Annotated in this window: 10 protein-coding genes and 2 pseudogenes; all 12 read left to right on the top strand. The window is 38.3% G+C overall.

The annotated features are described in order from the left end of the window. The first annotated feature begins 189 nt into the window (after positions 1–189). Positions 190–1,065 (top strand): YicC/YloC family endoribonuclease, encoded by an 876-nt coding sequence (locus ACHZEU_RS08860; RefSeq protein ID WP_103117562.1) that lies wholly within the window; start codon positions 190–192, stop codon positions 1,063–1,065. 43 nt (positions 1,066–1,108) lie between these two features. Further along, complete coding sequence (gene gmk, locus ACHZEU_RS08855) at positions 1,109–1,726, top strand: guanylate kinase (RefSeq protein WP_004227379.1); 618 nt, start codon at positions 1,109–1,111, stop codon at positions 1,724–1,726. 4 nt (positions 1,727–1,730) lie between these two features. Continuing rightward, complete coding sequence (rpoZ, locus tag ACHZEU_RS08850; RefSeq protein WP_004227380.1) at positions 1,731–1,958, top strand: DNA-directed RNA polymerase subunit omega; 228 nt, start codon at positions 1,731–1,733, stop codon at positions 1,956–1,958. Between the two features lie 134 nt (positions 1,959–2,092). Further along, positions 2,093–3,097, top strand: a complete 1,005-nt coding sequence (gene coaBC / locus ACHZEU_RS08845) for a bifunctional phosphopantothenoylcysteine decarboxylase/phosphopantothenate--cysteine ligase CoaBC (RefSeq protein WP_404804372.1) — start codon at positions 2,093–2,095, stop codon at positions 3,095–3,097. Next, positions 3,094–5,505: pseudogene (priA, locus tag ACHZEU_RS08840) on the top strand (primosomal protein N'). The gene coaBC and the pseudogene priA overlap by 4 nt, the downstream one beginning before the upstream one ends. Positions 5,506–5,589: 84 nt before the next feature. Beyond that, positions 5,590–6,084 carry a peptide deformylase gene (def, locus tag ACHZEU_RS08835; protein ID WP_404804371.1) on the top strand — a complete coding sequence of 165 codons (495 nt, stop codon included), beginning with the start codon at positions 5,590–5,592 and terminating at the stop codon, positions 6,082–6,084. Between the two features lies 1 nt (position 6,085). Beyond that, the gene (gene fmt / locus ACHZEU_RS08830; protein ID WP_404804370.1) at positions 6,086–7,027 is read left to right on the top strand and encodes a methionyl-tRNA formyltransferase; all 942 of its coding nucleotides are present in this window, start codon (positions 6,086–6,088) and stop codon (positions 7,025–7,027) included. Continuing rightward, the gene (gene rsmB / locus ACHZEU_RS08825; RefSeq protein ID WP_404804369.1) at positions 7,024–8,385 is read left to right on the top strand and encodes a 16S rRNA (cytosine(967)-C(5))-methyltransferase RsmB; all 1,362 of its coding nucleotides are present in this window, start codon (positions 7,024–7,026) and stop codon (positions 8,383–8,385) included. The genes fmt and rsmB overlap by 4 nt, the downstream gene beginning before the upstream one ends. Next, positions 8,385–9,527: a 23S rRNA (adenine(2503)-C(2))-methyltransferase RlmN gene (rlmN, locus tag ACHZEU_RS08820; RefSeq protein WP_404804367.1), complete on the top strand. Its 1,143-nt coding sequence runs from the start codon at positions 8,385–8,387 to the stop codon at positions 9,525–9,527. The genes rsmB and rlmN overlap by 1 nt, the downstream gene beginning before the upstream one ends. Before the next feature lie 6 nt (positions 9,528–9,533). Beyond that, complete coding sequence (locus ACHZEU_RS08815) at positions 9,534–10,283, top strand: Stp1/IreP family PP2C-type Ser/Thr phosphatase (RefSeq protein WP_054549883.1); 750 nt, start codon at positions 9,534–9,536, stop codon at positions 10,281–10,283. A 2-nt stretch (positions 10,284–10,285) separates the two neighbouring features. Beyond that, positions 10,286–12,274: pseudogene (gene pknB, locus ACHZEU_RS08810) on the top strand (Stk1 family PASTA domain-containing Ser/Thr kinase). Positions 12,275–12,285: 11 nt separating this feature from the next. Further along, positions 12,286–12,707 (top strand): GTPase RsgA (gene rsgA / locus ACHZEU_RS08805; protein WP_404804366.1); only part of this gene is annotated, 422 nt, incomplete at its 3' end.

The following is a 12,707-nucleotide window of genomic DNA, read 5'->3' as shown; positions in this document are numbered from 1 at the left end:
CACTATTTTTAAGCTCGCAAATACTCTTTTGGTATGTTTATCATAGCATTTTTTAGGTGAATATTAAAATATAGCTTCAATTGTGGTAGAATTAGCTTTTACTTTAACCAAATTTTTTTGGAGAGTCGTCATAATCGACAAAGCTTATGTTATAATAATCCCAGTATGCAAAGAAAGGTGTGACGAACCTTGGTGCGTAGTATGACTGGTTTTGGCAGAGGTGTCACAACAACTAGAGACTTTCAATTAACCGTGGAAATGCGCTCGGTCAACCATCGTTTTTTAGAAATTAATGCAAAATTTCCGAAAGAATGGCTTGAAGCTGAAATTTTTGCAAAGAAACTAATTTCTCAAGCTTTGTCACGCGGCAAAATTGATGTGATGGTATATGTGAAGGACTTAGAGAACGTAGAGCAATCTATTGAGATTAATTGGTCATTAATTGAAGCGTATCGTAAGGCAAAAGAGCAATTAGCAAGTAAAGTACCACTTGAAGAAAAATGGACGATGCAAGAGCTTTTATCGTTAGAGCAGGCCCTTGTGCAGCAAAAGCCTCAGCTTACACCAGAGGATTTACTCAGCGCTGTTGAACAAGCAATTTCACAAGCGATTGAACAGCTCGTACAAATGCGTGAGCGTGAAGGGCAAGAATTACAAGAGGTTGTTGTACAATATAAAGAACAGTTAATGGAGCAAGTCAATCAGATTCGTTTGTGTTCTTCACTTGCTGTTGAAAAATATCGTACACGATTAATAGAGCGAATTAATGAAGTTGCAAACGGCACATTGCTAGAAGATCGTTTACTAGCGGAAGTAGCGATTTTTGCAGAACGAGTAGACATCTCCGAAGAATTAGACAGATTAGATAGTCACTTCAACCAGCTGGAGGAAACATTACTTGAAAAGATTTCGGTTGGGCGTAAATTGGACTTTTTAATGCAGGAAATACATCGCGAGATTAATACGATTGGTTCAAAAAATCAATCTACAGAAGCAGCGGTTGCTGTTGTTCAGGCGAAAACAATTTTAGAAAAGATGCGTGAGCAAGTGCAAAACATCGAATAACTTGCACGTGTCTGTTATAAATTAAGGGAGATATAGAGAATAAATGATAAAAGAACGTGGATTATTAATTGTTCTGTCTGGCCCCTCTGGTGTAGGTAAAGGGACAGTGCGAAAAGAATTATTTTCTCAGCCGAATACGAATTATGAGTATTCCATCTCGATGACAACACGAAATCCTCGCGAAGGTGAAGTAGATGGTGTAGACTATTTTTTCAAGACACGTCATGAATTTGAAGTGTTAATTGAACAAGGTGGCTTATTAGAGCACGCTGAATTTGTCGGTAACTATTATGGAACACCATTAGCTTATGTAAATGAAACACTTGATGCAGGTCGTGATGTATTTTTAGAAATCGAAGTGCAGGGTGCAGCACAAATTCGTAAAAAAGCACCAGATGCCTTATTTATTTTCTTAGCCCCTCCAAGTTTAACGGAATTAAAAGATCGTTTAGTTGGACGTGGGACAGAAACGGAGGATATCATTGCCAAACGAATCGCTACTGCAAGTGAAGAGCTTGAAATGATGAGCTTATATGATTATGTTGTGGAAAATGATGAAGTGACGAATGCCTGTGATCGTATAAATGCGATTATTAAAGCCGAGCATTGTCGTAGAGAACGTGTTGAAAAAAGATATTTGTCAATGTTGAGAGGAGAATAAAACAATGCTATACCCATCAGTAGACGCTTTAAAAAAGGAAATCGATTCAAAATATTCATTAGTGAGCCTTGCTTCTAAACGTGCTCGCCAAATGCAAGAAGAGCAAGACACAGAACGCTTACACAAGTATGTTTCCCATAAATATGTTGGGAAAGCACTTGAAGAAGTAGCGGCAGGTGTACTTACGAAAGTATCACAGGATGAGTCAACTGTGTATGAGGACGAAATCTAACATCATGTAAAGAGCTTTACTATGTTTACATGCATGCTAGTCTAGTTAGCAGTAGATTTTGATTATACAGAATGCCGAAAGCTCCCAGGGAATCCTTCTTTGGGAGCTTATCATTTGAAAGGACGACACCTAGCATGAATAAAAATATTTTACTTTGTGTTTCAGGCGGGATTGCCGTATATAAAGCTGTGGCACTCGTAAGCAAGCTATCACAAGCAGGAGCCAATGTAAAAGTCATCATGACAGCCTCTGCTAGACAGTTTGTGAATCCATTAAGTTTTCAAGTGATGTCCAAAAATGATGTTTATTTTGACACGTTTGATGAAAAAGATTCAAGTGTGATTGCTCATATAGACTTAGCAGACTGGGCTGATTTAATTTTAGTAGCGCCCGCTACAGCAAATATAATAGGAAAAATGGCCAATGGTATAGCAGATGATATGATCACAACAACCCTGCTTGCTACGACAGCACCTGTATGGATTGCACCAGCCATGAATGTACACATGTACGACCATCCAGCGGTAAAACGTAATTTGGATAGGCTATCAGCTGATGGCTACAAATTTATTGAGCCTTCCGAAGGCTTTTTAGCATGTGGCTATGTCGGGAAGGGCCGTCTAGAGGAGCCAGAAAAAATCACTGCACTTGTTCAAGATTTTTTTTCGGGAAAAACTACACCACTAACAGGTAAAACAATTATAGTGACTGCAGGTGCCCTACATGTACCATTGGCTGAACAGCATGTAATTAGTCCACAGGCAACTGGAGCCATAGGCCGAGCTTTAGCACATGAAGCAAGAATGTTAGGCGCACATGTAATTGAAATAGAAAATTCTAATTTGTTTGATGCTATACAGCAACTGGAGGCTTATAAAATCCAATATCCTCAGGCAATATTGATCCATGCAGCAAATGTGCCGACTATAAAGGAAACGCCGATCATTTCGGTAGAAGGCATAAAAGCGATCACTTTCGGACAAAAAGTGCAAGGAACTCCAATGCTTAATATACTTTCTGAGAGATGGATTGATTTTAGTGAAAAAGCGCAGCTTAACGGACAGTTTTTGGCTACAATTAACCCACAACTTTTTGCTCAGACATTATGGTCATATATTATAAAGGGTGAGGAACAATGAGCTTCTTGATAGCAGAGGTCATTGTAGATGTCTCTACTTACCATGTAGACCGTCCATTTGATTATCAAGTACCTGTAGAATGGATTAGTGTTATCGAGTTAGGAAGTCGTGTTAAAGTGCCATTTGGTCCAAGGAATGTCCTGGGTTTTGTTGTTGGATTGAAGAAAGAAACAGATGTACCGTTAAATAAACTAAAGGCAATCAATCAAATTTTAGATATGGAGCCAGTCCTGACAGAAGAGATGTTGCGAATGGCGAAGTGGTTGAAGAACGATACGATTTGCTATGAAATAGATGCCTTGCAAGTGATGTTACCATCTGCACTTCGAGCCAAGTATGAAAAAATGATTAAGCTACAACAAGGTCAACAATTACCACTAGAGGTACAGGCTATATTCGGGAAGCGTCAACGAGCAAATTTTAAAGAATTTGAGCGAGCAGGTTTACTACCCCTTTTGAAGCAATTGGTTGCAGAAAACATTGTTTCAATCGAAAATGTTGTGAAGCAACAGGGAAATGTGAAAGAAATTCGAATGGTTCAAATAACAGCAGACCAACAACTTATTGAACGTGCTTTAGAGCAATCATCCAGAGCAGCTAAACAACGGCTATTACTGCAATGGATGTGCCAACACTTAGGAGAGATTTTTACTCCCCAACAAATTTGTGACGAAGCAAGGGTCTCTATTTCAGTTTTAGAGGCAGTAATTGATAAAGGAGCTGCTCAATTTATTCAAGAGGAAGTATTTCGTGATCCATTTACGAAGGAAGTTTCACGTACACATGCCTTACAATTAACGAGTGAGCAGCAGGTTGCTCTCCAAGCTATTACTACAGCTATGGACCAGCAAATAGCGCAAACCTTTTTATTACATGGTGTAACAGGAAGTGGTAAAACAGAGGTTTATTTGCAGGCTATTCAAAAGGTATTAGAAGAAGGAAAAGAAGCCATTATGTTGGTACCTGAAATCTCTTTAACTCCACAAATGACCGAACGATTCCGCAGTCGCTTTGGTGAGATGGTTGCTGTGATGCATAGTGGATTATCTGTAGGGGAGAAATATGATGAATGGCGTAAAATCCAACAAGGCAAAGTGAAGGTCGTAGTTGGAGCTCGTTCAGCTATTTTTGCTCCTTTTACGAATATAGGGCTTATTATATTGGATGAGGAACATGAATCAACTTATAAGCAAGAAGATTCACCGCGTTATCATGCAAGAGATGTAGCCATCTGGCGTAGCGAATTTTATAACTGTCCTATTATTTTAGGGAGTGCAACACCAGCATTAGAATCATTTGCAAGAGCTAAAAAGGGAGTATATAAGCTACTCTCCTTAAAACACCGTGCTTTACATCAGGCTTTGCCGACTGTTTTTATTGCAGATATGCGTGAAGAGCTGAGACAAGGTAATCGTTCGATGTTTTCCCAATCACTGATAGAAGCAATCCGTTTAAGACTTGAGAAAAAAGAACAAATGGTGCTGTTTTTAAACCGTCGTGGCTATTCATCATTTGTACTTTGTCGAGATTGTGGAACAGTTGTCCAATGTCCAAATTGTGATATTTCATTAACCTATCATCGAACAACTGAAAAATTGAAATGTCATTATTGTGGTTACGAGGAACATGTTCCACAAATATGTCCACAATGTCAAAGTGATCATATTCGTTATTTTGGTACAGGTACACAAAAGGTGGAAGAGGAGCTGTATAAGTTGTTTCCTGAGGCAAGAGTATTACGTATGGATGTAGATACTACGAAGCATAAAGGGGCACATGAAGAAATATTAGAGACATTTGGGGCAGGGCATGCAGATATTTTGCTGGGTACTCAAATGATCGCAAAGGGTCTGGATTTTCCAAATATTACGCTAGTCGGTGTACTTAGTGCTGATACATCCTTACATTTACCTGATTACCGCGCAGCAGAGCGAACATTTCAGCTATTAACACAGGTAAGTGGCCGAGCTGGGAGACATGACAAGCTAGGGGAAGTCATCATTCAAACGTATACACCTGAGCATTACGCAATTGATTTAGCTAAAACACAAGAGTATGAACCATTTTATGAACGTGAGATGTTTTTACGTCGCAGATCAAACTATCCACCTTATTATTTTGTAGCTCTTATTCAATTATCCCATGAAGATGTCATGATGGCTGCTGAATATGCTGGTCGAGTGGCTGATTGGTTACGAGGGAACTTATCGAATCAAGTAGCAATAATAGGACCAACAACTGCGAGTATTGCTCGTCTCCAAAATARAYATCKWWAKMWMYRYWKGATAAAATATAWRWTTRMACCAAATCTAATTCCCGTGTTACAACGTTTACTTGCTATGTATAGAGCAGAGTGGATTAAACAAGGAATATTAATGACGGTAGATTTAGATCCGTCTACTATATAGTTAGCGTGTAATAATAGCACGATTTTTAATAAAAGTATCAATTAGCTAGTGCACTAGCTTTAAAGCAGAAATGAGGAAATAATAATGGCTATAAAAAAAGTAATTGAAAATCCTGCAAAAGTACTATCCACACCGTGTCCTGAWGTGWYAGAAAYTWATGATGAAATTATTACAWTACTTGATGATTTATATGACACTATGGTGGAATATGATGGCGTTGGAATTGCGGCACCACAAATAGACGTAGGGTTACGGGTAGCAATTGTTGAACTAGGTGAAGAACGTGATATTTTAGAAATGATTAATCCAACTGTCGTTGAAACGGACGGAGCAGAAGTAGATATTGAAGGATGCTTGAGCTTTCCAGGGTTATATGGAGAAGTGGAACGTCCTAGTTATGTCAAAATTGAAGCATGTGATCGTGAAGGACGTGTTTATGAATTAGAGGCAGGTGGCTTTGATGCCCGTGCGATTTTACATGAAATTGATCATTTAGATGGTGTGCTTTTCGATTCAAAAATCAAGCGTATTGTCACAGCAGAAGAACTAGAAGAAATGTACGCTGAAGAGGAGGAATAAAATGACATCTATCGTTTTTATGGGGACACCTGACTTCTCCGCACCTATTTTGCGTATGCTACATGATGAAGGATATACTATTAAAGCAGTTGTAACACAACCAGATCGTCCAGTTGGGCGTAAGCGAGTATTAACACCGCCGCCAGTAAAGGCAACGGCTTTGGAACTTGGCTTGCCAATTATTCAACCTGAAAAATTGCGTGGCTCCGAGGAGTTACAGCAGATTCTTGCTTTACAGCCTGACCTAGTAATAACAGCAGCATTTGGACAGATACTACCAAAAGAATTATTAGATGCACCGGCTCTAGGCTGCATTAATGTCCATGCCTCCCTATTACCAAAATATCGTGGAGGGGCTCCGATTCACCAAGCCGTCATGGATGGTGAAAAAGAAACAGGAKTAACAATCATGTATATGGCAGAAAAGCTTGATGCGGGAGATATTATCTCTCAAAAAGCGATCCCTATTGAAGAAGATGATCATACTGGTGGACTTTTTGATAAGCTAAGTATGGTTGGCTGTGAATTACTTAAGGAAACACTTCCTTCTATTATAAATGGTACAAATAACCGTACAGTTCAAGATGAAGCACAAGTTACCTTTGCAAGTAATATTTCAAGGGAACAAGAACGGATTGATTGGACCAACGATGCTATTACTTTATACAATCAAGTGCGCGGTCTTCATCCATGGCCTGTTGCTTATACTACTTTTGAGGATGGTAATTTTAAAATTTGGTGGGCAACGATTGGCAAAAGTAAGCATGAGGCTAATCCAGGTACAGTGGTTGCCATTGATAAAGATCACTTTGAGGTAGCAGCTGGCAACGGGACAACTTTAGCATTATATGATGTGCAACCAGCTGGTAAAAAGCGCATGACCGCAGAGGAATATTTACGTGGGACAGGTTCTAAATTACAGATTGGGGACCAATTTAAATGAGTAAAAAAAGTGTAGTGATTTGGGATGGCAATGTACGAGATGCCGCATTGTCAATTCTATTAGCAGTTGATAAAAATCAGGCTTATAGCAACTTATTGCTAAATGAAACAATTAAACGGCATAAAATTGAAGCAAAAGATCGTGCTTTATTGACTGAAATAACGTATGGAACTTTACAGCATAAAATGACACTTGATTATTACTTAGAGCCATTTATTCGTGGTTCAATTGATCATTGGGTTCGCTGGTTATTAAGAATTTCGTTGTATCAAATCCATTATTTAACACGTATCCCTCCACACGCTGCAGTAAACGAAGCAGTAGAAATTGCCAAGCGTCGAGGGCATCGTGGAATCGCTTCTATGGTCAATGGCATATTAAGATCCGTGTTACGCAGTGGAGTCCCTTCAACAGATGACATAGCAGATCCAATTGAGCGCCTTTCAATAGAAACAAGTCATCCAATGTGGTTAGTTCAAAGATTTGTTGATAACTACGGTCTTGAAGTAGCGACTGAAATGTTGCATGAAAATAATAGACCGCCTGTGCAGACTGTGCGTGTTAATACGACAAAAGCAACTGTTCAGCAAGCAATTGCCAAGTTAGAGGCAGAAGGATTAACGGCTAATCAAAGCGACGTTATACCAGAGTGCTTATACATTACAAACGGTCAACCAGCTCGTACAAAAGCCTTCAAAGAAGGTATGATTACTATTCAGGATGAAAGTTCAATGATACCTGCTAATGTGCTAAATCCATCTCCAGGTATGCGTGTCTTGGATATGTGTGCGGCACCTGGTGGAAAAACAACACATATTGCCGAAHTAATGAARRAKRMWSKGTCTATTTTAGCAACAGACCTTCATCCACATAAATTAGATTTAATCGACCATAATACAGAGCGTCTAGGGCTTGATATTGTTGAAACAGCCCCAATAGACGGACGGAAAGCACCAGAATTTTTACAAGCAGCGTCTTTTGATGCTATCTTAGTCGATGCACCATGTAGTGGACTAGGAGTTATGCGACGTAAACCAGATATTAAATATACAAAGCGAGAAGAAGATTTAGAAAGTCTTCAAAAAATCCAATTAGCTTTACTTGATGCAGCAACGAAAGTTTTGAAAACAAATGGTAAGCTTGTATACAGTACGTGTACAGTAGACATACAAGAAAACGAAGGCACTGTGAAAGCCTTTTTAACAGCACATCCAGAAATGGAAGCTATACAACTAGAATCTTTACCAACAAAATTAGCGGAAAAGCAAGCTAATGGCATGCTTCAAGTCTTTCCACAAGACTTTGGTAGTGACGGTTTCTTTGTCGCCGCCTTTCGTAAAAAAGGAGAATCCAACTAATGGTGGATCAAGAGAAATTTAATGAACGTATTAACGATTTAGTCGAAGAAGCAGAAGAAAAGCCCGTTCGACGTGTAAAAAAAGAAAAGCCAAATTTAAAAGAATCCATTTATTCGTTACAACCTCATCAATTAGAAGAATGGCTAAAGGAAAATGGCGAAAAGCCTTTCCGTGCTGCTCAAATTTTTGACTGGCTGTATAATAAACGTGTAAAGACATTTGAAGAAATGTCAAACCTTTCAAAGGGATTACGCGAAAAACTAACTGCAAATTTTGCATTATCCACACTATCAACCATTATTAAACAAGAATCTAAAGATGGTACCATTAAATTTTTATTCMAATTACAAGATGGCTATTCAATAGAAACTGTTTTAATGCGCCATGAATATGGAAATTCTGTCTGTGTAACAACACAAGTAGGCTGCCGAATTGGCTGTACGTTTTGTGCATCCACTTTAGGTGGTTTGAAGCGACATTTATTAGCAGGGGAAATTGTGGAGCAAGTTGTCAAAGTGCAGCAAACATTAGATGAATTGGGCGAGCGAGTATCTCATATTGTCATTATGGGTATTGGTGAACCTTTCGATAACTATGATGCAATGATGAACTTCTTAAAAGTGATCAATCATGAAAAAGGTTTAAATATCGGAGCACGTCATATCACAGTTTCAACATCGGGTATTGTCCCTAAAATTTACCAGTTTGCGGATGAACAATTACAAATTAACTTTGCCGTTTCTCTGCATGCGCCAAACCAAGAAGCACGTCAAAAGCTAATGCCAATTGCCCGTGCTTATHAATTGGAAGAATTAATGGAAGCTGTGCGATACTATACAAAAAAAACAGGTCGACGAGTGAGTTTCGAGTATGGGCTGATGTCTGGTGAAAATGATTCAGTAGAAATAGCAGAGGAACTATCTGCTTTAATTAAAGGAATTAAATGTCATGTCAACTTAATTCCTGTAAACTATGTACCAGAACGTGATTATGTTCGTACATCTCGTAGTCAAATTTTTGCTTTTGAAAAAACATTAAAGAAAAATGGTATTAACGTAACGATCCGCCGAGAGCAAGGTTCAGATATCGCTGCTGCGTGTGGTCAATTACGTGCACAAGAGAGATCTGAAGAAACGAGGTGACCAGTATTGGAATACACAGTCGAAAGTGATATTGGTTTAAAACGATCCATTAATGAGGACCGTGCTGCATTCTTTAAACGTCCAGATGGGCTTGCACTAGCACTTGTAGCGGATGGCATGGGTGGTCATAATGCTGGTGATGTAGCAAGTGATATGGCAATTAAACAAATGGAATCCTTTTTTTTACAGGCAGACACACATCATTTTGTATCCACAACATCAAAAAAAGAATGGTTATTACAAACAGTTAAGCAATTGAATAAAACAATATATGACTATTCTTTATCACATGAAGACTGTAAAGGAATGGGCACGACATTTATTGCAGTGTTAATCGAAGAACAACATTGCTTCATTGCACATGTGGGAGACAGTCGTGTGTATTATTTCTTTGAAGATGGTGCACAACAAATAACAAGAGATCATTCATATGTGAACGTCTTGGTCGAAAATGGTGAGATAAGCGAAGAAGAGGCTTTGACACATCCAAAGAAAAATTTCATCTTAAAAGCGGTTGGGACAGAGGACACAATCGAACCAGACTTTTATGAAGTAGATTTAGCATCAGAATCGTATTTACTCATTTGTTCAGATGGATTAAGCAATAAACTAACTGTTTATGAAATGGCATCGATAATTACGTATCCAGACTCCATTAAGGAAAAGGGACGTAAACTTGTAGAATTAGCAAATGCCAGCGGGGGAGAAGACAATATCTCCCTCGTGCTATTAACAAAAAAGGATGAGGAGGTGTAAGAATGCTTGTAGGTAAAAGAATTAGTGACCGTTATAAAATTTTAGAACTCATTGGTGGCGGAGGTATGTCCAATGTTTATTTAGCACACGATATGATTTTAAATCGTGATGTAGCCATTAAAATATTACGCTATGATTTTTCCAATGAGGATGAATTACATCGACGTTTCCAACGTGAGGCACTGTCTGCTACAAGTCTTACACATCCAAATATTGTTAGTGTTTATGATGTAGGTGACGATGGAGATCTACACTATATTGTGATGGAATATGTTCAAGGAAAAACATTAAAGCAGTACATACAAGAATTTGCACCAATTTCTCCTGCTAGAAGTGTGCATATTATGAAGCAATTAACGTCTGCCATTGCTAATGCCCACGAAAACCATATTATCCACCGTGATATTAAACCGCAAAATATATTAATGGATGCGGAAGGTAATGTGAAAATTACGGATTTTGGTATTGCCATGACGTTAADTGCTACATCATWTDCWCAMWYMAAKYMKGWGMTTGGTACAGTCCATTATTTATCACCAGWKCAAGCTCGCGSCKGTACAKCTWCAAACAAAWYAKAKATTTACGCACTCGGTATTGTGTTATATGAATTATTAACAGGTGAACTTCCATTTTCTGGTGAATCTGCTGTTTCAATAGCACTTAAGCATTTACAAGCCGAAACGCCTTCTGTCCGTGCTTTTGATGCAACGATTCCCMAAAGCTTGGAAAATGTAGTATTAAAGGCTACTGCCAAAGATTCATCCCATCGTTATACTACAGTGGAAGAAATGTATGAAGATTTGGAAACCGTACTAACACCATCTAGAATCAACGATCCMAAWTTTGTSATACMWRTKGMTAATGWTGWRACGAAAKSTATTCCCATCATTAAAGAGCAGATGCATAAAAAAGACGAAGATCTAACTAAAACAAGAGTTATTGAACCGATTATGGAAGCTAAAGCACCTTCTCAACCACAACCTAAAAAGCCTGTAGAAAAGCCAGTTCCTGTAAAGGGAAAGAAGAAAAATTGGCCCAAATATGTTGCAGGACTATTCATTGCAGCGGTTGTCATTTTCTTATTCTTTATTTTTGCAAAAGATTTATTTAGCCCGAAAAAAGTGGCTATACCAGATGTAGCAAATTTAACAATAGAGGAAGCGACAAAAAAATTAGAAGCAGATGGATTTGTTGTTGGTGAAGAGCATCAGGAGCGAAATCATGAGGAAATAGAGAAGGGGAAAGTTATAGAAACGGACCCATCAAAAAATTCATTACGTGAAAAAGGTTCAGAGGTAGAATTAATCGTTAGTTTAGGTGTAGAGATGACGACTGTTGATAATTATGTTGGACAAAATTATAGTCAAGTTGAAGCTTTAATAAAAGGAAAGTATAAAGACGTAATAAAAGAGGATGTCCCTTCTAATGAGCCAGAAGGAAGAATTATTGAACAAAGCATACCACCAAATTCTGAGGTAGTAGCGAAAGAAGAAACAATCACGTTTAAAGTTAGCCAAGGAGTTAGAATGGTAAGGGTTGAAAATGTTGTAAATTATACGAAAGCTGATATGGATGACTATGTGAAAAGAGCAGGTCTCAATTGGCGTATATCTCGTGAAGAACATCATGAAACCATCCCAGCTGGCAGTGTAATTTCGCAATTGACAAAAGCGGGTACTATGGTAGAAGAAGGTTCTATGATATCGGTTGTAATAAGTAAAGGGCCAGCAAAACAGCCCGATAAACTACGTGTCATACCTGTAGTCATTGAGTATAAACCTACAGAAGAGGGAATAGCTCAAAATATTCGAATTGAAATTCAAGATAAAAATCATACATTGTCTGAACCTGTTGAAGTATTTGAAATTTTAAGTGATACGCCATACAACATTCAGCTTACAATTGAAGATGGCAAAGATGCGAGTTATAGAATAATTCGTGACTCAGAAATAATTTTAGAAGGCAAAGTTAATTATAATGATGTCGATTAAGGAGGAATTGGATGGCGCAAGGCCAAATAAGAAAAGCATTAAGTGGTTATTATTATGTATTTGATGGACATCAACTGATTCAATGCCGAGGACGTGGGGTATTTCGTAATCGTGGCGAATCCCCACTCGTAGGCGATATTGTAGAGTATACAATGGAAACTGAAGGCTCTGATGGGACAATACAAAAGATTTTTGAGCGCCAAAATGAATTAGTACGTCCGCCAATTGCGAATATTGATCAAGGTATTTTGGTGTTTTCTGTAAAGGAACCGAATTTCAATACCATCTTACTGGATCGTTTTTTAGTTGTGTTAGAATCCTTCCATGTACATCCTATTATTTGTTTAACAAAAATGGATTTGCTAGAAAATGATGAACGTGATGAATTACAAAATTATATAGCAGATTATGAAAGCATGGGCTATACAGTCTT

Origin of the sequence: Lysinibacillus sp. S1, from assembly GCF_044986265.1 — a bacterium.
Taxonomy (GTDB): Bacteria; Bacillota; Bacilli; order Bacillales_A; family Planococcaceae; genus Lysinibacillus; species Lysinibacillus capsici.
Note: the sequence above shows the minus strand (reverse complement) of the source record. Positions and strands in the feature narration are given on the sequence as shown.